Below are 22,184 nucleotides of genomic sequence, written 5' to 3' on the forward strand. Positions count from 1 at the left end.
TGATTTTAACTCTATGGAAAACCGCGCCCCCGCCGTTCACCATCCTGCATCTGGATGGAGAGGCAGGCATGATGACGGCGCAGTTGCTGGCAGGAACGACATTGCTCGGCCTGGTGCTGTCCGGCTGCGGTGGCAGCAGCCCGGGCGGTGCGGGTGGCGCCGGCTCGGTCGTGCTGCCGCCGCCACCTGCCGCCCCCGCGCCGCCGCCCGCCCAGCCGGCGTCCGCGCTGGATTTCGACACCGCAGAGGTCGGCCGCTCCAATGGCGCCACGCAGGCCCGAGCCGTGGCCGCCTGGCAGGAGGGTGCGAGCGGCGCCGGGGTGGTCGTCGCGGTCATCGATTTGGGCGTCACCCCCTCGCTGCCGGCCTTTTCGGGACGCATCTCGAGCCAGTCGCGCGACATTGCCGGCAATCGCGGGCTGGCCGATGACGATGGTCATGGCACCTCGGTCAGCGGCGTGCTGGTGGCTGGGCGCGATGGGGACGGCATTGTCGGCGTCGCCTGGGGCGCGACACTGCTGGCGCTGCGCGTCGACAATCCTGGCAGCTGCGCCACCAGTGACGGCTGCCGCTATTCCAGCAACGCCATAGCGCAAGGCTATGATATCGCGACACAAGCCGGGGCGCGCGTGGTCAATCTCTCGCTTGGTGGCAGCGCGCTCGCGCCCACCGTCGCCGCCGCCGCCCAGCGCGCCGGCGCGGCCGGCGTCGTCACGGTCGTCGCCGCCGGCAATGACGCGAGCAGCGAAATCACCCCCTTTGCCGCCGGGCTGGTCGAGGCCGCACCGGCCACCACGCTGGTTGTCGGCGCGCTGGATGGCGGTGGGGCGATGGCGAGCTTCAGCAACCGCGCCGGGGCGGCGGCCAACAATTATCTGACCGCGCTCGGCGTCCGCGTCCGCAGCTTTGATGAGACCGGGGCGGCCAAGCTCTATTCGGGCACCAGCGAAGCTGCGCCCATCGTCAGCGGGGCGGTCGCGCTGCTCGCCGACGCCTTTCCCGCACTGTCAGGCAGCGAGATCGCGCGTATCCTGCTGCAGACCGCCGATGATCTTGGCGCCCCGGGCACTGACCCCGTCTTCGGCCGTGGCCAGCTCAATATCGAGCGCGCCTTCCAGCCCATTGGCGGGCTTTCGGTGGAGGGCGTGGCCGCGCCCGTCGCGGTCGCTGGCGGCAGCCTTGGTCCGGCGATGGGCGATATCGGGCTGGTTGGCGCGGCGCTGCGCCGGGTCGAGGGGCAGGATGATTTTGGCCGCCGCTTCACCACCGATCTTGCTGCCCAGCTTCGCCCCGCTGCCGCCGGCCGGCTCGCCGGCGCGCTGTTCACTGCGAGCGGCGAGATCGCCGAAGCCAGCGCCGGCCCGGTGTCGCTGCGCTTTGTCGCCGCCGACAATGGCCGACGAGACTGGCACGGCGACCGGCTGACCGGTGCTGCGCCCGCCAATCTGACGCCAGCACCAGCGCAGGGGCATTTGCGCATGGACCTGGGGCAAGGGCGCCGCGCCGTGCTCGGCTTCGGCCAGAGCGCCGATGCGCTGGTCACGCTGGCGCAGGACCGTGCGCTGCGCCCGGACATGCTGCTGGCGGGGCAGGGGGGGCTGATGATGCAGCCCGGTCAGGGCGCGGCCTTCGGCCAGCGGATCGGCACGCTGTCGGCCACGCTGGCGCTCGGCGAGGCCCGGCTTGCTGCCAACCGCCTTGATGGGGAAGCCCGGATGCACAGCGCGCTGTTCCGTCTGGCCCATGACGGCGGCCCCGTCACGCTGGCCGCCACGCTGCGTCTTGAGGTCGAGCGTGGCAGCCTGCTCGGCGCGCGACTGTCTCCGGTTTACGGCGTCAGCGGCGCCAGCCATATCGGCCTCGGCTTCGAGGCGAGCTGGCAGCGCGGCGCGCTGGCGCTGGCGGGCGGCGCCGAGCTGCGCCGCGTCAGCGCCGATGTGCGCGGCGGCGCGCTGCTTGCCGGCCTTGCCGACATGGGCGCCAGCAGCGCCTGGGCATCGGCCAGCTGGCGCGGCGCGCAGGATATGCTGTCTTTGAGCCTCGCCCAGCCGCTGCGCGCCTTTGGGCAGGCCGATGTTCGTCTCGGCGGCGCCGCCCAGCGCCTCGCTCTCACCCCGACCGGGCGCGAGCTCGTCGCCGAGCTCGGCTGGTCACGGGCGCTGGCCGGTGGACAGCTTGGGCTGCACGGCTTCGCCCGCCGCCAGCCCGGCCATATCGCCGGCGCGCCTGCAGATGTCGGCGCCGCCGTCACCTTCCGGCTGCGCCACTAGTTTTCCACAGCTAAAATCCGCCGCCCCACTGGCCATATGGGGGGCAGCCGCGCTATGGCTCTTCTCCCATGACGCGGTTCATCTTCATCACCGGCGGCGTGGTCTCGTCACTCGGCAAGGGTCTCATGGCAGCCAGCCTCGCCGCGCTGCTGCAGGCGCGCGGCTACACGGTGCGCATCCGCAAGTTCGACCCCTATCTCAATGTCGATCCCGGCACGATGAGCCCCTATCAGCACGGCGAGGTGTTCGTCACCGATGACGGCGCTGAGACCGACCTCGACCTTGGCCATTATGAGCGCTTCACCGGCGTGCCGAGCCGCAAGACCGACAACATCACCTCGGGCCGCGTCTATCAGGACATCATCGCCAAGGAACGGCGCGGCGATTTCCTCGGCGCCACGGTGCAGGTCATTCCCCATGTCACCGATGCCATCAAGGTCTTCGCGCTGGCCGACACCGACGGCCTGGATTTCGTGCTGTGCGAAATCGGCGGCACCGTTGGCGATATCGAGGGCCTGCCCTTCCTTGAGGCGATTCGCCAGCTGGCCATCGATGTCGGCCGCGCCAATGCCGTCTATATCCACTGCACGCTGGTGCCCTATCTGGCGGCCGCCGGCGAGCTGAAGACCAAGCCGACCCAGCACAGCGTCGCCGAGCTGCGCGGCATCGGCATCCAGCCCAGCGTGCTCGTCTGCCGCTCGGAACATCCCATTCCCGAGAGCGACCGCGCCAAGATCGCGCTGTTCTGCAATGTCGCGCCCAGCGCCGTCATCGCCGCGCTCGATGCGCCCACCATCTATGACGTGCCGCTGCAATATCACGGCGAGGGGCTGGATGAGGAAGTGCTCAAGGCCTTTGGCATCACCGATGCGCCGCCGCCCGACCTGACCCGCTGGCAGCAAATTTCGGAAACGCTTGAAACCCCCGAAGGCGAGGTCACTATCGGCGTGGTCGGCAAATATACCGGCATGAAGGATGCCTATAAGTCGCTCACCGAGGCGCTGGTGCACGGCGGGATCGCCAACCGGGTCAAGGTCAATGTGTTGTGGCTCGATGCCGAGGATTTCGAGGGCGATGACGTCGCCGAAAAGCTCGAGCCGATGCACGGCATCCTTGTGCCAGGCGGCTTCGGCGAGCGCGGCAGCGAGGGCAAGATCGCCAGCGTGCGCTTTGCCCGTGAGCGCGGCGTGCCGTTTATGGGCATCTGCCTTGGCATGCAGCTCGCCTGCATCGAGGCCGCGCGCAACCAGGCCGGCGTTGCGGCCGCCTCCACCACCGAATTCGGCCCCACCGACGCGCCCATTGTCGGCCTGATCACCGAATGGATGAGCGCCGAGGGCCTGCAGGTGCGCCGCGCCGGTGGCGATCTCGGCGGCACCATGCGGCTCGGCAGCTATCCCGCCCGGCTTCAGCCCGGCAGCCTTGCCGCCAGCGTCTATGGCAGCAGCGAGATCAGCGAACGGCACCGCCACCGCTATGAAGTCAATGTCCATTTCAAGGCCGGGCTGGAAGCCGCCGGGCTGGTCTTCTCGGGCATGTCGCCCGACGGCCTGCTGCCGGAGATCGTCGAGCGGCCGGATCATCCCTGGTTCATTGGCGTGCAGTTTCACCCCGAACTGAAGTCGAAGCCCTTCGAACCTCACCCGCTGTTTGCCGGGTTCATCGCCGCCGCGCTGCGCCAGAGCCGCCTGGTCTGAGCGCAAAGCCCTTGTCTTTCAGACGCTTTGCCTGCGACAAAAACTGCATGTGGTGAATTGACACACCCCCGCGACCGGTTATTATCAGGGTTGCACGGAATCGCGTGGGGGCAGTTGCCCCGGTCGGCAGCGATGCAACGAGGTTCCTGCGATGGCTGAGTGGCCGCTAGCGTGGCGGTTGCAAGGCCGGTGGTCCGGGTTTCCCGGGGCATTGCCGCAGTAAACATCCGAAGGGGATCATCATGGCTGATGACAAAGTCTACCCGACAGGCCTTACCGAAAAGGAAGCTGTCGAAATCAACGAAGGCCTGAAGTGGGGCACGCGCATCTATGGTGCCATCGCCGTCTTCGCGCACATCCTGGCGTACATGCTTACGCCTTGGCTCCAGTAAGGGAGGAATGAATTCATGAATGAAGGTCGCCTTTTCCTTTACGTCAGCCCGACCGTGGCCATCCCGCTGTTCTTCGCCGCTCTTGTGCTGGTGTCGCTGCTGGTCCACGCCTCGATCCTGACCAACACCACCTGGTTTGCCGATTTCTGGCAGGGCAGCGCGCCGCGCGTCGAAGCCGCTGCGGCCGAGTAAGCCAGAAGATCCATACCGGCCACAAGGCCGGGACCAACTGCCGGGGCCGAAAGGCCCCGGTTTTTTATACCAAATGCGTCAAATATCAACGCGCTGCGGGATTTTCCTCAAGCGATACATCGCGCCGTGCCGGCATGCCCCTCAAGAGCGGCACCATCGCCAGCAGCGTCACCACCAGCAGCGCGACTTCCAGCGTATAAACGCTGATATAGCCGCTCGCCGCCACCGGCCAGTCTGGCCCCAGCTCGACACCGCGAAAGACATCGCGAAGCCCGCCGCCCAGAGCGGCCCCCACACCGGCCGCCGTTGCCTGCACAGCGCCCCAGGCGCCCAGCGCCATGCCGACCTGATCGGCCGGCGCATAATTCATCGTCGCGGTCAGCGTTCCGTGCCCGAACAGCCCGGCCCCCAGCCCCATCACCAGAACGCCCAAGGTGAACAGCTGCGGCGCCTGCATGGTTGCGGACGCAATGACCATGGCAAAGGCTGGCAGGCCGACCAGCGCACCGGCAAAGGCCATGCGAAAGGCATCGCCGCCCCGGCTCAATATCTGCGAGGCGAGCGTGAAGCCGACAAGGCTGCCGCCGGCAAAGGTCGCGGTCAGCTTGGTTGTCGCGCCCACGCCCAGCCCCAGCACCTCGCCGCCATAGGGCTCAAGCAGCACATCGGCCATGGTGAAGGCCAGCGTGCCAAGCCCGACGGCCACCAGCCGCCGAAGCGCCTGATTCTGGCTGATGAAACCGTCCCAGCTTTCCTTGAACGTCGGCGGCGGTGGCGGCGGGGCCGCCATCAGCCGTTCCGGGCGGCGCACTTCCTGTTTCCAGGTCGCGATGAAGTTGAGAACCACGGTGATCACGGCCGAGGCCTGGATGACCTGAATCAGCCGGCCCGGCGTGAAATCGACCAGAAAGGCCCCGAACGCGATCGCCGAGGCAATCGAGCCAACGAGCAAGCTGACATACATCAGCCCGACCACATTCGCCTGCTGATGCTCGGGCGCGAGGTCGGTCGCCAGCGCCAGCCCGACCGTCTGGGTGATATGCACGCCAGCGCCAACCAGCAGGATCGCTATGGCCGCACTGACTTGCCCCACCCAGGCCGGCGCCAGCGCCGCGTTCATCGCGCCCGACAGCACCAGCAGCGCAAAGGGCATCACCGCCAGCCCGCCAAACTGGATCATCGAGCCCCGGTAGATGAACGGCACCCGCCGCCAGCCCAGCGCCGAGCGGTGCGTGTCGGAGCGGAAGCCGATCAGCGCGCGGAACGGCGCGAACAGCAGCGGCAACGACAGCATCACGCCGACAATCGTGGAGGGCACGTCAAGCTCGACGATCATCACCCGGTTGAGCGTGCCGACCAGTAGGGTCAGCGAAATCCCGACCGAGACCTGGATGAGCGAGAGCCGCAGCAGCTTGGAGAGCGGCAGCTCCTCACTGGCGACATCGGCAAAGGGCAGCACCCGCGTGCCCCAGCGCGACCAGATTCGGTTGAGTGTTCGATCGACCCGGCTCATCGGCGCATTGTCCCCCAGCGCTTGTTCATCACGGCTTGTCACATCGCCTATCGGATGCAGCGCGCCTTGGGCAACAAAAACCCGCTTGCGCGATGCCTGCGCCGCACGGCACAAGTTACGGAGAGGGGATACGCACCATGAAATCACATCTGTTCCTGCTGGCCGCAATCAGCCTCGCCGCGCCGCTGACCGCTTCGGAAAAGCGCCCCGAGCGCGAGGTCTCGGCGGCGCAACTCCGCGGCTCGGTGGAAAAGCTGGTCAGTTTCGGCACCCGCCACACCATGTCCGACACCACATCGGAGACGCGCGGCATTGGTGCGGCGCGCCGCTGGGCGCAGGGGCAGTTCGACCAGTTCAGCCAGAGCTGCGGTGGCTGTCTCGCCGTCGAGACGGTCGGCAAGACGTTCGAGGGCCGGCGCCTGCCCACCCCCACCGAAGTCGTCAATGTCATGGCCGTCCAGCGCGGCACGCAGGACCCCGAGCGCGTCATCATCATCTCCGCCCATATCGACAGCCGCAATTCCGACCCGCTCGATGCCGTTGGCGAGGCGCCCGGCGCCAATGACGATGGCTCGGGCACGGCCGCCGTCATCGAGGCCGCGCGCGTGCTCTCGGCCTATCGCTTCCCCGCCACCATCGTCTATGCGCTGCTCTCCGGCGAAGAGCAGGGGCTTTATGGCGGAAAGCTGCTCGCCGAAACCGCTATCGCCCGGGCCTGGAAGGTCGAGGCCGTGCTCAACAACGACATCGTCGGCAACAGCACTGGCTCGAGCGGCGCCAAGGATGACCGCACCGTGCGCGTCTTTTCCGAAGGCACCCGCGCCACCGAAACGCCCGAACAGGCCAATAGCCGTCGCTACAATGGCGGCGAAGTCGACAGCCCGGCGCGCAACCTCGCCCGCTTCGTGGCCGCGCGCGGCAAGTCGGCGGGCCTCAATGTCGAGATGATCTACCGCACCGACCGCTATGGGCGCGGCGGCGATCAGGTGCGCATGCTCGAAGCCGGCTTCCCGGCCGTGCGCATCACCGAGCGCCAGGAAAATTACGACCGCCAGCACCAGAATCTGCGCACCGAAGATGGCCGGGTCTACGGCGACACCATCGACGGCGTTGATTTCAACTATCTGGGCAAGGTCACACGGCTGAATGTCGCCACGCTTGCCGCGCTCGCCCGCGCACCCGGCGTGCCCGCTGGCCTGACCATCGCCGGCGCTGTCTCGCCCGACACCACGCTCAAATGGCAGCCCGTCCCTGGTGCTGCCGGCTACCGTGTCTGGTGGCGCAAGACCATATCGCCCGTCTGGGAATATCGCCGAGATGTGCCGCAAAGCGCGACCGAGATCACGCTGGAAGGCATTGATATCGACAGCTGGTTCTTCGGCGTCGCCGCCGTCGGCACGGACGGCGCGGAAAGCCCGGTCGTCTTCCCCGGCCCCGCCGGGGACTTCACCCGACCCCAGCCGCCCCAGCCCTGACGAACCGCGCCGTCGCCCGCGCCAGATAGGCCCGCAGCGCCGTCATATCCTCGGGCACGGGAAGGCCGATCCATTCGGCAAATTCAAGGCTGGTCAAAAGCACGATATCGGCCATGCCGGGTGCATCTGTCAGCCAGTCCCGCCCCTGAAGCTGCGTGTCGAACCAGATCATGGCCTCAAGCGCCCGCACGCGCGAAGCCTCGGCCATAGCCGGAATTTGTGCCACCAGCTTGGCCGTCATCGGATGGCCATGCTGCCAGACCAGCCCGACCGGCTGCCCCAGCGCCGTCTCCACCCGCCTGATCCACATATCGACCTGCGCCCGGCCCAGCGGGCTATCGCCAAACATCGGCGGCGCGGGGTGAAGCTCGTCGAGATAGCGGCAGATGCTGATCGTCTCGGCGATCACCGTGCCATCGTCCAGCTCCAGAAACGGCACCTGCCCGCGCGGATTGCGCGCCAGCATCTCGGGTGCCTTATGCTCACGAGCAAAGAGCGAGAGGGTGACGCGCGGCACCTCAAGCCCCTTCGCGTCCAGAAACAGATGCACCCGCCGCGGATTGGGTGCCGGATCATCGGCTGTATAAAGCAACATCCGTCAAGCCTATCGCCGCCATCCCCGGTTGACCAGCCGCGCCGCAAGGCATAGGCGAAACGCGTCGGGGAGTGGCGCAGCCTGGTAGCGCATCTGCTTTGGGAGCAGAGGGTCGCAGGTTCGAATCCTGTCTCCCCGACCAACTTGTCAGGCGCTGCGGCCCTCGAGCATGGTGATGATGGCCGAGAAATCCCGCCCGGCGCCGCCAAGGCCGACGAACATCTGGTAGAGCGCTTCGGCCTGGGTCGCCATCGGCACCGGCGCGCCGGCAGCCTGCGCTGCTTCCACGGCGAGCTTCAGGTCCTTCAGCATCAGCGCGCTGGCGAAGCCGCCTTCATAATCCCGGTTCGCCGGCGACGCCGGCACCGGCCCCGGCACCGGGCAATAGCTGGTCATCGACCAGCACTGGCCGCTGGCCTTGGAGCTGATATCGAAAAAGGTCTGCGCCTCCAGCCCCAGCTTGCGCGCCAGCACAAAGGCTTCCGCCGTGGCGATCATCGAGGCGCCGAGCAGCATGTTGTTGCAGATCTTGGCCGCCTGTCCCGCCCCGGCACCGCCGGCATGCACCACCACCTTGCCCATCGCCTGAAGGATCGGCGCGGCCCGGGCAAAGCCCTCTGCGCTGCCGCCCACCATGAAGGTCAGCGTGCCCCCGTTGGCCGCCGCGATCCCGCCTGAAACCGGCGCATCGACCATCTCGAAACCCGCTTCGACAGCCTGCGCGCTCACCGTGCGCGCCGTCTCGACATCGATGGTCGAGCAATCGAGAAACAGCGTGCCAGCGCCTGCCGCCGGCATCACCTGCTCGCCGTACACCGCCGCCACATGCTGCCCCGCCGGCAGCATCGTCACCACGGCGTCCGCGCCCTTGGCCGCCTCAGCCGCCGAGCCCGCCGCCACGCAGCCCGCCTCGACCGCGCGTGCCAGCGCCGCGTCCGAAAGATCAAAGGCGAACACCTCATGCCCGGCCTTGACCAGATTGGCAGCCATGCCACCGCCCATGTTGCCAAGGCCGATAAACGCGATCCGGCTCATCATCTGTCCCTTTTCAGTTGGTTTCGCGCAGCAGCTCGCGCGCCGTGATCATCCGCATGATCTGGTTGGTGCCCTCGAGGATCTGGTGCACGCGCAGGTCACGGTAGATGCGCTCGACCGGATAATCCATCAGATAGCCATAGCCGCCGTGCAGCTGGATGGCGCGGTCGGCAATCGCCGTGCCCGTGTCGGTCGCCAGCCGCTTGGCCATCGCGGCAAAGCGGGTCTTGTCGGCCGCCCCCGTGCCCACCTTCTCGGCCGCCAGATAGAGCAGCGCGCGTGCCGCCTCCAGCTCGGTCGCCATATCGGCCAGCATGAACTGGGTCGCCTGGAAATTCGTTGATCGCCTTGCCGAACTGCCGCCGCTCGCGGGTATAGGCAATGGCCTCATCGAGCGCGCGCTGGCCGCCGCCCAGCGAGCAGGCGCCGATATTGAGCCGCCCGCCGTCCAGCCCGGCCATGGCGATGGCAAAGCCCTGGCCCTCCACGCCGATCCGGTTTGACACGGGCACGCGCACCGCATCGAAATTGACCTGCGCGGTGGGCTGCGAATGCCAGCCCAGCTTGCGCTCGGGCGCCCCGAACGAAACACCCTTCATGTCCTTCTCGATGACCAGCGCCGAAATGCCCTTTGGCCCGTCCTCGCCGGTGCGCACCATGGTCAGGTAAAGGTCGTTGACGCCGGCGCCCGAGATGAACGCCTTGGAGCCGGTGACGACATACTCATCGCCGTCGCGCACCGCGCGGGTCCGCAGTGCAGCCGCATCCGAGCCCGAGCCCGGCTCGGTCAGGCAATAGCTGCTGATCAGGTCCATGCTGACGAGGCCGGGCAGATATTTGGCCTTTAGCGCCTCATCGCCGAAGCAATCGATCATCCACGCCGCCATATTGTGGATCGAGATGAAAGCCGAGGTGCTGGGGCAGCCATAGGCCATCGCCTCCATCACCAGCGCGGCCTCAAGACGGCCCAGCCCGGCGCCGCCGCCAGCTTCCGACACATAGATCCCGCCAAAGCCGAGTGCTGCGGCCGCGCGGATGGTGTCGATGGGATAGATGTGCTTCTCGTCCCATTCGGCCGCATGGGGCGTGATCGCATCGGCGGTGAAGCGCCGCGCCACCTCCTGAATGGCCAGTTGATCCTCGGTCAGGGCAAATTGCATCGGCTTACTTCATCGTCGGGATGACAAAGCTGCTGTCGATCACGCCGTCGCCCGCATTGAGGCTCGGCCAGCGCTGCGTCACCGTCTTGATCTTGGTATAGAAGCGCACACCCTCCGGCCCATGGATGTTGGAATTGCCAAAGGCCGAGCGCTTCCAGCCGCCAAAGGTGTGATAGGCCACCGGCACCGGGATCGGCACGTTGATGCCGACCATGCCGACCTCGACATTGGCAGCAAAGGCGCGCGCCGCCGGGCCGTTGCGGGTGAAGATGGCGACGCCGTTGCCATATTGATGCCGCGAGGGCAGGGCGAGCGCCGCTTCGAAGCTGTCGGCGCGCACCATCTGCAACACGGGCCCGAAAATCTCTTCCTGATAGCTGCGTGCCGTGGGCTGCACATGGTCGAAGAAGGTCGGCCCGACGAAGAACCCGCCTTCATGGCCCTGCAGCGTGAAGCCGCGCCCGTCGACCACCAGCTCGGCACCTTCGTCAACGCCCATCTGGATGTAATTCTCGATGCGCGCCTTGTGCGCGGCGCTCACCACCGGGCCATAATGCGCCTGGGCATCGGTCGAAACGCCGATCCTCAGCTTGGCGATCTCGGGCAGCAGGCGGCTGCGCAGCGTCTCCGCCGTGCCTTCGCCCACCGGCACCACCACCGGCAGCGCCATGCAGCGCTCGCCCGCCGAGCCAAAGGCCGCGCCGACCAGATCGGCCACCGTCTGGTCCATGTCGGCATCCGGCAGCACGATGGCGTGGTTCTTGGCGCCGCCCATCGCCTGCACGCGCTTGGCGTTGGCGGTGCCGCGCGAATAGACATAGTGCGCGATGTCAGACGAGCCGACAAAGCTGACTGCCTTGATCTCGGGATGATCGAGGATCGCGTCGACCGCGTCCTTGTCGCCGTGCGCCACCTGAAGCACGCCCGCTGGCAGCCCGGCCTCCATCATCAGCTCGGCGAATTTCACCGGCACGGACGGGTCACGCTCCGAGGGCTTGAGGATGAAGGCATTGCCGCACGCAATCGCCGGGCCAAACATCCACATCGGGATCATCGCCGGGAAGTTGAACGGCGTGATGCCCGCCACCACGCCTAGCGGCACGCGCATCGAAAACACATCGATGCCCGGCCCGGCGCCCAGCGTATGGTCGCCCTTCAGCAGATGCGGGATGCCGCAGGCAAATTCGATCACCTCCAGCCCGCGCTGCACATCGCCCCGGCTGTCGGCCAGCACCTTGCCATGCTCGGCCGAAAGCAGCGCCGCCAGCACGTCCATGTCGCGCTCGACCAGCCGCTTGAACTCGAAGAGCACCCGCGCCCGGCGCTGCGGATTGACCGCCGCCCAGTCCTTCTGCGCGATGGCCGCACTGGCGATGGCGGCGTTCATCTCGTCCACGCTGGCCAGGTTCACCCGCGCCTGAACCGCGCCGGTGTTGGGGTCGAACACATCGCCAAAGCGCCCTGATGTTCCCGCCACGGCCTTGCCGTCGATGAAATGATGGACCGTGCGCATCGTCGAGTCTCCTTGGCTACAACATAAGCCCTTGCCATGGTTTCTAGCCACTGTGCTAAATTGCAGGCAAGCGATAGAAAATGCAGCCCTGCATTGCGTTTTTGCAGCATCGGAATTGGCGATGAACTGGGATGACCTCAAGATCTTTCTCGCCGTCGCCCGCGCGCGGAAGCTCTCGTCGGCGGCGCGCACGCTGGGCATCGATGCCACCACCGTCTCGCGCCGGATCGAGCGTCTGGCCGCCGATCTCCAGACCACCCTGTTCGAGCCGTCCGCTGGTGGCCAGACCCTCACCGAAGCCGGCGGCCGCCTCCTCGCCCATGCCGAGGCGATCGAGCGCGCCGCCCTTGCCGCCCGCGCCGATGTCGGCGGCGAGCGCGGCCTGCTTTCGGGCGTGGTCCGCGTCAGCGTCGCGGAAGGCTTTGGCACCTGGATCATCGCCCGCCACCTCGGCGCCTTCCGCAAGGCCAATCCCGAGATCATCGTCGAGCTGATCGCCTCGAGCGGATTCCTCAATCCCTCCAAGCGCGAGGCCGATCTCGCCGTCATGCTGGCCCGCCCCACCAGCGGCCCGCTGCTGGCCCGCCGGCTGACCGATTATCAGCTGCACCTCTATGCCAGCCCGGCCTATCTCCAGGGCGCGCCGCCGCTCACCAGCCTCGCTGATCTCAGACACCATGTCGTCATCGGCTATGTGCCCGACATCATCTATTCGCCCGCCCTTGATTATATTGCTGAAATCCGTCCCGGCTCATCCCCCGACATCGCCAGCTCCAGCATCAACGCCCAGCATGCGCTGGCCGTTTCGGGCGCCGGCCTGTGCCTGTTGCCCCGCTTCATCGGCGCGCAGGATGCCCGGTTGCAGCCGGTTCTGCCCGAGCAGGTCTCGCTCACCCGCAGCTTCTGGCTAGTCGTGCACCGCGACACGCGCCAGCTCGCGCGCGTGGCAGCCTTTGTTGATTGGCTGGTCAAGCTGATCGCCAGCGAAAAGGCGTTGTTCCTCGATTGAGCGCGCTCAGCGCTGCAGGATGATCACCGAGCAGGCGGCTTCATCAAAGCCCATCACGCCGCCGCCATTTTCCGCCAGCGCCGTGCGCGCGCCGCTCACCTGCCGCGCGCCCGCTTCGCCCCGCAGCTGCAACACCAGCTCGTCGATCATCGAAAGCCCGGTCGCGCCCACCGGATGCCCCTTGCTCACCAGCCCGCCCGACAGATTGATGGGAATGTCGCCGCCCAGCGCCGTCGCCTCGCTTTCGGCCAGCCGCCCGCCTTCGCCAATGCCGCAAAAGCCCAGCATCTCGCTCTGATAAATCTCGCAGAATGACGTCGCATCATGCACTTCGGCCAGATCGATGTCGGCGGGCGTCACGCCGGCGGCGCGGTAGGCGCGCTCGGCCGCCAGCTTCGACAGCCCCGGCTCGTCGAGGCGCCGATATTTGCCCGAGGTCAGCGTGCTGGCGGCAATGCGCACGGCGCGCGCCTGCACGTCTCCGCTCTGCCGCTTCAGCCAGGCCTCGGAGCAGACCAGCGCCGCCGCCGCCCCGTCGCCAATGGGCGCGCACATCGCCCGGGTCAGCGGCCAGCTCACCGGCCGGTCCGCCAAAACCTCGTCCGGCGTCAGGGCAAAGCGATATTGCGCCTTGGGGTTGTGCACCGCCGCGCTGTGGTTCTTGGCGCAGGCGATGGCGATCTGCCGCTCGGTGGTGCCATGGGTGCGCATGTGCCACGCCGCCTGCATGGCATAGGTGTCCATGAAGATGGTGCGCCCCGGCCCCGGCTCGAACGGTTTGCCCGAGGCCTCGCCAGCGGCGGCATAATAGGCCAGCCACTCCTCGCGGTCATATTGATCGATGCCGCCATCAAAGAGCCGCATCGTCTTCTCCGGCGCCCCCGGCGAAAAGGTCTTCTCCACCCCGATGGCAAGGCTGAGGTCGCTCTCGCCGCTCAAAATGTCCTTCCACGCCCCGTGCAGCGCCATCGATGCGGTTGCGCAGCCGCCCTCGACATTGATCACCGGCACCCGCTCGGGAAACAGCCCCTCGCGCACCAGCGGCGTCAGGCAGACCTGCCCGCGGATGCTGCCCTGGCCATCGGTCCACATCCCGCAATTGCCAAACCAGGTCATGCCGATGTCATCGCCGTCCGCCAGCCCGGCATCGGCCAACACGCCCAGATAGACCTCGCGGGTCAGATCCTTGTGTGTGGTGTCAGGAAATTTGCTGAAGGCACTGGAATAGCTGCCAACAATATAGACATCGCTCATGGCCTGTCCGTCCATTCGGCGCGCAGCTCGCGCTTCAGCACCTTGCCGAGCGCGTTGCGGGGAAAGCTCTCGCGAAACACCACATCGGCCAGCCGCTGCGTCTTGGCCAGTCGTTCATTGGCCCAGGCGAGGATCGCCGCCGCCTCCGCACCCGCGCGGGGAATGACCAGCGCCAGCGGCGTCTCGCCCCATTTCGCATGGGGAATGCCGATCACGGTCACATCCTGCACATCGGGATGCCCGCCGACCACGCTTTCGATATCGGCGGGAAAGATGTTGAACCCGCCCGAGATGATCATGTCCTTCTTGCGGTCGACAATGTGCAGAAAGCCCTCATCATCGACAAAGCCAAGGTCACCGCTGCGCAGATAGGCGCGGCCCTGTTCGTCCCGCCAGACGATTGCTTCATCCAGATCGGGCCGGTTGTGATAGCCGGCCATGGCGCCGGTGCCGCTGCCGACAATCTCGCCGATCACCCCGCGCGCGCATTCGCGGTCGTCATCGCCGACGATCTTCATGTCAAAGCCGATCACCGGGCGACCGACCGCGCCGGGCAGGGCAGGGGCGTCATCCGGCCCCAGCATGGTCGCAAAGCCCTCGCTGAAGCCGTAAAGTTCATAAAGCCGCGGCGTCATCCGGTCCTGCACCGCCGCGCGCGTGTCAGCCCGCAGCGGCGAACCCGCCGACAGCAACGCCTCCAGGCTGGACAGGTCATGCTGGCCGCAGGCCGGGTCATCGAGCGTGACGATGCACTGGGTCGGCACCATGAAGGCATGGGTGACCCGGTGCTTCTCTATGAGCGCGAGCGCGCTCGCCGGGCTGAACTGCTCCATGATGACCATGGTCGCGCCGAGCAGCAGCGGCGGCAGCACCATGAACATCGTGCCATTGGAATAGAGCGCCGTGGTCGCCAGCGTGACGCTGCTGCGCGTCATGCCCAGCTCCAGCGCGTTCGACCAGGCGAAGTGCGTGCGCGCGCCGTGGCTTTGCACGATGCCCTTGGGCAGGCCCGTCGTGCCCGAGCTGTAGATGATGTTGAACCGGTCCTCCGGCCGGCAACGCACGCCGGGGTCACGGTCGTCAGCCTCAGCCAGCATTGCCGCTCCGTCGATCCAGCCCTCAGCCGAAAAGCCGATGGCCATCCGCCTGATCCCGTCCGGCAATTCCGCCGCCTCGACCAGCGCCCGGTTGCCGTCCGACACGAACAGTATCCTCGCCCCACTGTCGGCCAGCATACCGGCCAGCTGCGCCGGGGCCAGAAGCCCGCTCACCGGCACCATGCAGGCGCCCGCCTTGACGATGCCGAACATGATCTGCAGCATCTCGAGCGAATTGCCCATCACCAGCGCCACCGGCACATTATGGCCCGCGCCCATGGCCAGAAGCGCATTGGCCACCCGGCTGGTGCCGCGCTCAAATGCGCCCCAGCTCAGCGTGCGCTCGCCGCAAATGGCCATGGTCCGCTCCGGCGCGAAGCGGGCATGGGTTGATGCGATCATCGTCAGGCTGGAGAAGGGGGCCTCGCTCACCTTGCGCTCAACCCGTCACCATCCACATGGCGCGCACGCCCCGCATGGTCAGCGTATCCATATAGGTTACGTCTTCATCCGCCACTTTCACATTCGGAAAGCGCGCCAAGAGCCGGCTGATGGCAATGCGCGCTTCAGACCGCGCCAGCGGCGCCCCCAGGCAGAAGTGAATGCCATGGTTGAAGGTGAGATGCCGGTTGGGGCTCCGGCCAATATCAAACCGCGCCGGTGTCTCGAAGATCTCCGGGTCATGATTGGCCGCGTTCACCATGGCAAACACCCGGTCGCCCTTGGCCAGCGTCTTGCCGCGCAGCTCGAACGGCGCCTTGACCACGCGCACAACCGCCCCGGTCGGCCCCTCATAGCGCAGCATCTCCTCCACCGCGCTGCCGATCAGCGTCGAGTCGGCGGCAAGCCGCGCCTTTTCGCCCGGATTGGCCAGCAGCGCCCGCAGGCCATTGCCAATCAGGTTCGTCGTCGTCTCATGCCCGGCAAACAGAAACAGGATGCATGAGCCCAGCATCTCGTCCTCGCTGATCTGCCCATCCTGCTCCAGCGAGACGAAATGCGAGATCACATCGGCGCGCGGCCGCTTGCGCCGCTCGGCGGCGGCGGCGCGAAAATAGTCGGCCATCGCCACGATCCCGGCGCGCCCGGTCTCATATTTGTCATCGGATGCGGTCGCATTGCCGAGAAACGGCTGCAGCAGCATCGACCAGTCGCGCAGCAGGTCCATATCCTCGCGCGGCACGCCGAGCAGGTCCATGATCACGCTGGCGGGCAGGGGATTGGCAAATTCGCTGATGCACTCGAAGCGGCCGTCCCCGCGCGCCGCGATCCGGTCAATCAGCCCATCCGCCAGCTCCTCGATGCCCGCCTCCAGCCCGCGCATCACGCCGGGCGTCACCACCTTGTTCAAAAGGCTACGCAGCCGCGTATGATCGGGCGGGTCCTTGAAGGCGACCCAGGTGTTCAGAAAGCGGATCAGATCGCGCAGCCGGGACTGTTCGCCCTCGGGCTGGCTCTCGAAAAACGGGGTCAGCCGGTCTGCCGAAATGCCGGCGTTCATCTGCACCGCCTTCACATCCTCATGGCGGGTCAACACCCAGCCCTTGAGCACCGGCGACCAGTGCACCGGGTCGTCCGTCTGAAGCCGCAACAGCGTCTCGAGCGGGCGCTGGATCACGTCCGGATCACGGGGGTCGAAAATCAGGGGTGCGCTCGCCACTCGGCAGGTCCAATCGCTCAGCCTGAGGCTGGCTAGCACCCCCGGCTCTCCCGGACAACTAATTGTTTTGGAAGCTGGATATCGGCCCAGCGCTAGGTTATGACGATGCTAGGGCAGCACCACAATGCTGGAATCGCTGCGTCTTTTGGGGGAGATGAAAATGTTCAAGCTGATGGCACTCTGGTCCGCACCCAAGGCTGAAGATCTGGACGCCTTTGAAGAGGCCTACACCAAGGTTCATGCCGTGCTCGCGCGCGCCCTGCCAAACCTCGCCGGCCTTGAAACGATCCGCTTCAGCGAGGCCCTTGGCGGCGGCGCACCGGACTATCACCGCGTCGCCATCATGAGCTGGGCCGACCATGCCGCCTTCTTGGCGGACGGCGAGACGCCGGAATGGACCGCGCTGCGTGCCGATGCCGGGCAGATGATCGAGCGCTTCGGCGTCTCGCTCCAATCGTCCACAGGCGAAGACGCCTGAGGCCGCCCGCATGGCCATTCTCGTCACCGGCGGCACCAAGGGCATCGGCCTCGCCATCGCCCGCCGCTTTGCCAAGCCCGGCACTCAGGTCTTCCTGAATTACCGTGCCGACAAGGCCGCGGCCGAAGCGGCGGCCGCCGAGATCGAGGCGCTGGGCGCGCACTGCCATCTCATCCAGGGCGATGTCGGCACGCCCGCCGGCGCCAGCGCCGTGCTCGCCACTGTTGCGACCAAAACCGACCGGCTCGACCAGCTGGTCCACTGCGCCGTCAAGGTCATCCCGGCGCCGCTGCTGACCATCGATCCCGCCGCGCTCACCGACGCCATCAACCTCAATGGCACCGCGCTTGTCTATCTCGTCCAGGCCGCCAAGCCGTTGTTTCAGCCGGGCAGCACGGTCTTCTTCCTCTCCAGCCGCGGCAGCCGCACGGCGCTGCCCAACTATGCCGCGGTGGGTGCGGCCAAGTCGCTGGCGGAAAGTCTCATCCGCTATCTCGCGCTTGAGCTGGCCCCGCTCGGCGTGCGCGCCAATTGCGTCGCCCCGAGCGCCGTCGACACCGAGGCGCTGCGCCAGGTCTATGGCGAGCGCACGGATGAAATCATGCGCCAGTCCGCGGCCGCCAATCCCTCGGGCCGCAATGTTGTTGACGATGATTATTGCAGCCTGATCGAATATCTGGCCAGCCCGTCTGCCGCGATGATCCAGGGCCAGGTGATCTTCGTCACCGGCGGCTCCTACCTCGCCGCCTAGCGCCCGCTTTCCAGCAGGGACGTTCGCAGGTCGCGCTTCAAGATCTTGCCGCTGGCATTGCGGGGCAGGGTATCCACGAACACGATCCGCTTGGGCGTCTTGAACCCGGCCAGATGCTGGGCGCAGTGCGCCAACACCTCGTCGCTGGTCAGGCCGTGGCCGGCCCGCAGCACGATGATCGCCGTCACCGCCTCGATCCACTTCGGGTCGGGCAGTCCGATCACCGCCACTTCGCTGATCGCGGGATGGCGATAAAGCGCCTCCTCCACTTCGCGCGAGGCAACATTCTCGCCGCCGGTCTTGATCATGTCCTTCTTGCGGTCAACCACGGTGATATAGCCATCGGCGTCGCTGATGCCGAGGTCGCCGCTGTGAAACCAGCCGCCGGCAAAAGCCTCGGTGGTGCGCTCCTCATTGTTCCAATAGCCTGACAGCAATTGCGGCGAGCGGTGGACGATCTCGCCAATCTCGCCGGGCGCTACCGGGTTCATCGCATCATCGACAATCCGCGTCTCGACATGCAGCGTCGGCCGCCCGGCCGAGCCAAGCCGCTCGGCATGTTCCTCGGGAAACAGGATCGTCGCCACCGGCGCAATCTCGGTCTGGCCATAGAGATTCCATAGCCGCAGCTGCGGCAGCAGCGTGCGCAGCTCGCGCAGCACCTCCACCGGCATGATCGAGGCGCCGTAATAGCCCTTTACCAGCGCGGACAGATCACTGCCGGCCAGCGCGGGCGAGCGCAGCAGCGAGATCCACACGGTGGGCGGCGCAAAGAAGGAGGCGATCTTGTAGCGCGTCAGCAGCGCCAGCACATTTTCGGGTGCGGGCGAGCCGGTGATGATGTTGGTCGCGCCGATGTGCAGCGCCGGCCCGATCATCGCATCAAGCTGCGCGCAGTGAAACAGCGGCATGGCATGAAGCGCCACCGTGTCCGGCGTCCATTCACAGTCGATGATGCAGCTCTGATACTGCCAGAGCACGCTGTTGTGCGACAGCATCGCGCCCTTGGGCCGCGATTCCGTGCCGCTCGTATAGACAATCTGCAACAGCTCCTCGCCGCCGCGCGTCTCGGGCGGGATCGGATGGTCATGCCTGAGCTCGGTCCAGCCTGGAACGCCGGCCGGCGGCGGCGCATCCTCGCCGTCGATGCCGAACATCTGCAGGTCCAGCCCCTCGGCGGCCGCGCGCGCCGTGTCGAAGGTCGTCGCATCGGCAAACATCACCGACACACCGGCGTGATCGAGAATGTAGCGCACATCCTCGGCCGTCAGCATGAAGTTGATCGGCACCAGCACCGCATCCGCCCGCGCGATGGCAAAGCGCAGCGCGATGAAGGCATGGCTGTTGCGCGCCAATATCGCCACCCGGTCGCCCGGCTGCACGCCGATCCGCCGCAGGCCCGAAGCAAGCGTCTCGATTTCCTCGTGAAAAGCGCGGTAGCTCCAGGTCACCTTGCCACAGATGATCGCGGTCTTGCTGCCGTGCCGCTCGGCCGTGCGGCGCATCATGGCCGAGAGGGACTGGGCTCTGGCCTGCGCAATCGCAGCCTCAGGCGCCATATCGGGGGCAGTGCCATGGTGATCAGCGGACATTGTCGGCCTTCATGATTGAACACGCAAAACGGATGAAGGGAGGCGCGCACGCAGCACGCCTCCCTTCAGACGGCGGCGAAGTTAGTTCCAGCGGACCCGGACCGAAAGCCCATAGGTCACCGGCATGCCAACTGCCTGGGTGATGATGTTGTTGTAGGAAATGACGTTCTGGACATTGAAGGTGTTGAAGATGTTCTTGCCCCATGCCGACAGCGTCAGCCGCTCACCCGGGAAGGTATAGCCGATCCGGGCATCGACCAGCGTGTAGCCGTCGATGTTGAACGGCACCCGGTTCGTCCAGCGATTGACACCATTGTCGGGGATCTCCAGCTCGTCACCGGCGATATAGGCCGCCTGATCGGTGCGGAAGTTGACCGAGGTGCCGACGAAGAACTCGCCGTCATTGGCCGTCGGAATGCGGTAGTCGATGTCGCCGATCAGCGTCCATTCGGGCGCGAACGGCAGCTTGCTGCCGGCAAAGTCCTTCTGCTCGCCGAACACGGTGATGCCCGAATACTCCTGCACCTTCGTCTTCAGGTAGCTCGCCGAACCGGTCAGCGTGAGACCATCAACCGGGCGCACCACGACGTCGGTTTCGAAGCCGAGGATGTACGACCGCGGCACGTTGTCGAGCCGCTGCAGCAGCCCGAACAGGCCGGTGTTGACCGTCCCCTGGATCTGCTTGTTGCGGTAATCCTGATAGAAGGCCGCGCCGCTCCAGGTGATGGCATTGTCGGCCAGCCGGGTCTTGAAGCCCGCCTCATAGGACGTCACCGATTCCTGCGTGGCCGGGAAGAACACAGCCTGCGTCGACCCGGTGATCACCGGGAAGGCGCCGGCCTTGTAACCGCGCGAGATGTTCGCATAGAGCAGCGTGTCATCGGTCACCTGGTAATCGATGCCGCCCATGAACGAGACGTTGTCCTGCTGCAGATCGATCAGCAGCGGCCCGCCGGGAACGCCGCCGGTGCCGATCGGGACATTGTCCTCGTTGAGCGAATAGCAGTCGCCCGGCGCGAGCGGAACGGTCTGATTGGCGAGAAGCTGGCCCAACAGGGTGAACAGCTCCTGCACATTCTGGCTGGGCACCAGGTCGGTGTTGCACATCGAATTGTCGTTGCTGGTGTTCGTGTAGCGGATGCCGCCCTTCAGCGTGATCTGGTCGGTCACATCATATTCGCCGCTCGCGAACACGGCATAGTTGTTCATCACGCCCGAATTCTCGATCGTGCTGATGAAGATGTTGTTGTTGGCAGCACTCGCCAGCGAGTTGGCACCATAGGTGATGTCCTGCTCCTGATCGACTTCACTGTAATTGTAGGTCGCACCCACGGTCCAGCGGAACTGCGCCCCAGACGCTGCGTTCGAAAGCCGGACTTCCTGGCTGAAGTCGAAAATCCGGCCGTTGTCGCGCGGGTTATCGACCAGCTCGAACCGCGAGCCATCAAGGTCGAACGACATCTGCTGGCTGAGCGTGTTGAAGGTGGTGATCGAGGTCAGGTCAATGCTGTCCGAAATCTCATAATCGGCGCGCAGAAAGGCCTGAAACAGCCGGCGATTGCCGCGCGGGTCGGGGTTTGCCGTCGGGTCCTGAAACTCATTGCCCACGCGCCCTGTGGTCGACCAGTCGGCGGCGCGCAGGTCGCGCGGCGTCAATGGCGTTGTCAACTCTTCCACAAAGGGTGCGGCCGGGTTCGAGGGAAGCGAGGCGATGATCTGCAGCGCCTGCGGCTGCGAACGGTCCACCGAGCCGTTGATGTTCAGCTCGAACTTCAGCTTGTCGGTCGGCTCCCACACGGTGATGAGGCGCGCGGCGATATAGTCCTGCTGGCCATTGGTGTCGGGCCGGGTGAAGCTATACTGCCAGTCGTCGCGGTGGCCGGCATCAATAGCGAGGCGCATGCCAATCGTGTCGCTGATCGGCCCGCTGATAAAGGCCGTACCATTGATCTCGTTGAAGCGGCCATAGTTGAGGTTGAAGCCGGCCTCCAGCTCGTCGGTCGGCTTGTTGGCGATGAAGTTGATCGCGCCACCCGTCGAGTTCTGGCCGAACAGCGTGCCCTGCGGGCCCTTCAGCACCTCGACACGCTCAAGGTCATACATGGAGCGGCCCGACAGAACCGGGAAAGACATCGGGGCCTGGTCCATCGACAGGCTGACCGCCGGATAAACACCGAGCGAGTCGGCGTTGAAGCCGACGCCGCGCAGCGTCCACACCGGCGTGCCGTGCGTCGAAGGCGCCAGCGCCAGGCTCGGCACTGTGGCGGCCAGTTCTTCAACCCGCACGATATTGCGGTCCTGCAGCATCGAGGCGTCAAACGCCGCGACGCTGGCGCCGACCTTGCTCAGGTTCTGCGCGCGCTTGTTGGCGGTGACCACGATCTCGGCGGCAGCCATCTGCTCCTGGTCGTCAGCCGCCAGCACCGGTTGCGCAAACCCGACAGCGCCCAGCGCGGTCGAGGCAGTCAGAAAAGTCCTCAGCATTGTCTTCATGTTGCTCT

General features: G+C 66.3%; 17 protein-coding genes, 1 tRNA gene and 1 pseudogene. 9 read left to right on the top strand and 10 right to left on the bottom strand.

Going from position 1 to position 22,184, the window contains the following annotated elements:
* Positions 1-68 precede the first annotated feature (68 nt).
* The 4 genes from ACMVO5_RS03025 (at position 69) to ACMVO5_RS03040 (ending at position 4,551) form a co-directional block, all read left to right on the top strand.
* Positions 69-2,270 carry a S8 family peptidase gene (locus ACMVO5_RS03025; RefSeq protein WP_416908604.1) on the top strand — a complete coding sequence of 734 codons (2,202 nt, stop codon included), beginning with the start codon at positions 69-71 and terminating at the stop codon, positions 2,268-2,270.
* Positions 2,271-2,338: 68 nt separating this feature from the next.
* The gene (locus ACMVO5_RS03030; RefSeq protein ID WP_416908605.1) at positions 2,339-3,967 is read left to right on the top strand and encodes a CTP synthase; all 1,629 of its coding nucleotides are present in this window, start codon (positions 2,339-2,341) and stop codon (positions 3,965-3,967) included.
* 242 nt (positions 3,968-4,209) lie between these two features.
* On the top strand, positions 4,210-4,359 hold the full coding sequence (locus ACMVO5_RS03035) for a light-harvesting protein (RefSeq protein WP_416908606.1): 150 nt from the start codon (positions 4,210-4,212) through the stop codon (positions 4,357-4,359).
* Between the two features lie 15 nt (positions 4,360-4,374).
* Positions 4,375-4,551, top strand: a complete 177-nt coding sequence (locus ACMVO5_RS03040) for a light-harvesting protein (protein WP_416908607.1) — start codon at positions 4,375-4,377, stop codon at positions 4,549-4,551.
* Positions 4,552-4,636: 85 nt separating this feature from the next.
* On the opposite strand, the gene ACMVO5_RS03045 is transcribed toward ACMVO5_RS03040, so the two are convergent.
* Positions 4,637-6,106, bottom strand: coding sequence for a PucC family protein (locus ACMVO5_RS03045; RefSeq protein ID WP_416908608.1), 1,470 nt, complete (start codon positions 6,104-6,106; stop codon positions 4,637-4,639).
* Between the two features lie 95 nt (positions 6,107-6,201).
* On the opposite strand from ACMVO5_RS03045, the gene ACMVO5_RS03050 reads away from it, so the two are divergent.
* Entirely contained in the window at positions 6,202-7,539 is a 1,338-nt protein-coding gene (locus tag ACMVO5_RS03050; protein ID WP_416908609.1) for a M20/M25/M40 family metallo-hydrolase, read from the top strand.
* Here the strand turns inward: ACMVO5_RS03050 and ACMVO5_RS03055 are convergent.
* Positions 7,511-8,134: a glutathione S-transferase family protein gene (locus ACMVO5_RS03055; RefSeq protein ID WP_416908610.1), complete on the bottom strand. Its 624-nt coding sequence runs from the start codon at positions 8,132-8,134 to the stop codon at positions 7,511-7,513. The genes ACMVO5_RS03050 and ACMVO5_RS03055 overlap by 29 nt on opposite strands.
* A gap of 65 nt (positions 8,135-8,199) precedes the next feature.
* Here ACMVO5_RS03055 and ACMVO5_RS03060 point away from each other — a divergent pair.
* Positions 8,200-8,276, top strand: a tRNA-Pro gene (locus ACMVO5_RS03060).
* A gap of 5 nt (positions 8,277-8,281) precedes the next feature.
* Here the strand turns inward: ACMVO5_RS03060 and mmsB are convergent.
* The 3 genes and pseudogenes from mmsB to ACMVO5_RS03075 all read right to left on the bottom strand — a co-directional run bounded on the left by mmsB (position 8,282) and on the right by ACMVO5_RS03075 (position 11,842).
* The gene (gene mmsB / locus ACMVO5_RS03065) at positions 8,282-9,172 is read right to left on the bottom strand and encodes a 3-hydroxyisobutyrate dehydrogenase (protein WP_416908611.1); all 891 of its coding nucleotides are present in this window, start codon (positions 9,170-9,172) and stop codon (positions 8,282-8,284) included.
* A 10-nt stretch (positions 9,173-9,182) separates the two neighbouring features.
* A pseudogene (locus ACMVO5_RS03070) lies at positions 9,183-10,329 on the bottom strand (acyl-CoA dehydrogenase family protein).
* 4 nt (positions 10,330-10,333) lie between these two features.
* Entirely contained in the window at positions 10,334-11,842 is a 1,509-nt protein-coding gene (locus ACMVO5_RS03075; RefSeq protein WP_416908612.1) for a CoA-acylating methylmalonate-semialdehyde dehydrogenase, read from the bottom strand.
* A gap of 121 nt (positions 11,843-11,963) precedes the next feature.
* Here ACMVO5_RS03075 and ACMVO5_RS03080 point away from each other — a divergent pair, with 121 nt between their 5' ends.
* Complete coding sequence (locus ACMVO5_RS03080; RefSeq protein ID WP_416908613.1) at positions 11,964-12,851, top strand: LysR family transcriptional regulator; 888 nt, start codon at positions 11,964-11,966, stop codon at positions 12,849-12,851.
* A gap of 6 nt (positions 12,852-12,857) precedes the next feature.
* Here ACMVO5_RS03080 and ACMVO5_RS03085 read toward each other — a convergent pair whose 3' ends face one another.
* The 3 genes from ACMVO5_RS03085 to ACMVO5_RS03095 are packed head-to-tail and all read right to left on the bottom strand — an operon-like array spanning position 12,858 to position 16,862.
* Positions 12,858-14,105 carry a thiolase family protein gene (locus tag ACMVO5_RS03085; RefSeq protein WP_416908614.1) on the bottom strand — a complete coding sequence of 416 codons (1,248 nt, stop codon included), beginning with the start codon at positions 14,103-14,105 and terminating at the stop codon, positions 12,858-12,860.
* Positions 14,102-15,634 (bottom strand): class I adenylate-forming enzyme family protein, encoded by a 1,533-nt coding sequence (locus ACMVO5_RS03090; RefSeq protein ID WP_416908615.1) that lies wholly within the window; start codon positions 15,632-15,634, stop codon positions 14,102-14,104. The genes ACMVO5_RS03085 and ACMVO5_RS03090 overlap by 4 nt, the downstream gene beginning before the upstream one ends.
* Before the next feature lie 7 nt (positions 15,635-15,641).
* Entirely contained in the window at positions 15,642-16,862 is a 1,221-nt protein-coding gene (locus ACMVO5_RS03095; RefSeq protein WP_416908616.1) for a cytochrome P450, read from the bottom strand.
* Between the two features lie 160 nt (positions 16,863-17,022).
* Between ACMVO5_RS03095 and ACMVO5_RS03100 the strand changes: the two genes are divergently transcribed.
* Positions 17,023-17,340, top strand: coding sequence for an EthD family reductase (locus ACMVO5_RS03100; protein WP_416908617.1), 318 nt, complete (start codon positions 17,023-17,025; stop codon positions 17,338-17,340).
* Between the two features lie 10 nt (positions 17,341-17,350).
* Positions 17,351-18,091: an SDR family oxidoreductase gene (locus ACMVO5_RS03105; protein ID WP_416908618.1), complete on the top strand. Its 741-nt coding sequence runs from the start codon at positions 17,351-17,353 to the stop codon at positions 18,089-18,091.
* On the opposite strand, the gene ACMVO5_RS03110 is transcribed toward ACMVO5_RS03105, so the two are convergent.
* Both ACMVO5_RS03110 and ACMVO5_RS03115 read right to left on the bottom strand, forming a co-directional pair.
* Positions 18,088-19,650 (bottom strand): fatty acyl-CoA synthetase, encoded by a 1,563-nt coding sequence (locus tag ACMVO5_RS03110; RefSeq protein ID WP_416908619.1) that lies wholly within the window; start codon positions 19,648-19,650, stop codon positions 18,088-18,090. The two genes, ACMVO5_RS03105 and ACMVO5_RS03110, sit on opposite strands and share 4 nt — an antisense overlap.
* A 114-nt stretch (positions 19,651-19,764) precedes the next feature.
* Entirely contained in the window at positions 19,765-22,176 is a 2,412-nt protein-coding gene (locus ACMVO5_RS03115; RefSeq protein WP_416908620.1) for a TonB-dependent receptor, read from the bottom strand.
* Between the last annotated feature and the right edge of the window lie 8 nt (positions 22,177-22,184).

Source organism: Polymorphobacter sp., assembly GCF_048007885.1.
In the GTDB taxonomy this organism is placed as follows: domain Bacteria; phylum Pseudomonadota; class Alphaproteobacteria; order Sphingomonadales; family Sphingomonadaceae; genus Sandarakinorhabdus.

Coding starts and splice junctions, on each gene's coding strand:
- ACMVO5_RS03025 (WP_416908604.1), top strand. CDS start 69: ATGATGACGGCGCAGTTGCTGGCAGGAACGACATTGCTCGGCCTGGTG.
- ACMVO5_RS03030 (WP_416908605.1), top strand. CDS start 2,339: ATGACGCGGTTCATCTTCATCACCGGCGGCGTGGTCTCGTCACTCGGC.
- ACMVO5_RS03035 (WP_416908606.1), top strand. CDS start 4,210: ATGGCTGATGACAAAGTCTACCCGACAGGCCTTACCGAAAAGGAAGCT.
- ACMVO5_RS03040 (WP_416908607.1), top strand. CDS start 4,375: ATGAATGAAGGTCGCCTTTTCCTTTACGTCAGCCCGACCGTGGCCATC.
- ACMVO5_RS03050 (WP_416908609.1), top strand. CDS start 6,202: ATGAAATCACATCTGTTCCTGCTGGCCGCAATCAGCCTCGCCGCGCCG.
- ACMVO5_RS03055 (WP_416908610.1), bottom strand. CDS start 8,134: ATGTTGCTTTATACAGCCGATGATCCGGCACCCAATCCGCGGCGGGTG.
- mmsB (WP_416908611.1), bottom strand. CDS start 9,172: ATGATGAGCCGGATCGCGTTTATCGGCCTTGGCAACATGGGCGGTGGC.
- ACMVO5_RS03075 (WP_416908612.1), bottom strand. CDS start 11,842: ATGCGCACGGTCCATCATTTCATCGACGGCAAGGCCGTGGCGGGAACA.
- ACMVO5_RS03080 (WP_416908613.1), top strand. CDS start 11,964: ATGAACTGGGATGACCTCAAGATCTTTCTCGCCGTCGCCCGCGCGCGG.
- ACMVO5_RS03085 (WP_416908614.1), bottom strand. CDS start 14,105: ATGAGCGATGTCTATATTGTTGGCAGCTATTCCAGTGCCTTCAGCAAA.
- ACMVO5_RS03100 (WP_416908617.1), top strand. CDS start 17,023: ATGTTCAAGCTGATGGCACTCTGGTCCGCACCCAAGGCTGAAGATCTG.
- ACMVO5_RS03105 (WP_416908618.1), top strand. CDS start 17,351: ATGGCCATTCTCGTCACCGGCGGCACCAAGGGCATCGGCCTCGCCATC.
- ACMVO5_RS03110 (WP_416908619.1), bottom strand. CDS start 19,650: ATGGCGCCTGAGGCTGCGATTGCGCAGGCCAGAGCCCAGTCCCTCTCG.
- ACMVO5_RS03115 (WP_416908620.1), bottom strand. CDS start 22,176: ATGAAGACAATGCTGAGGACTTTTCTGACTGCCTCGACCGCGCTGGGC.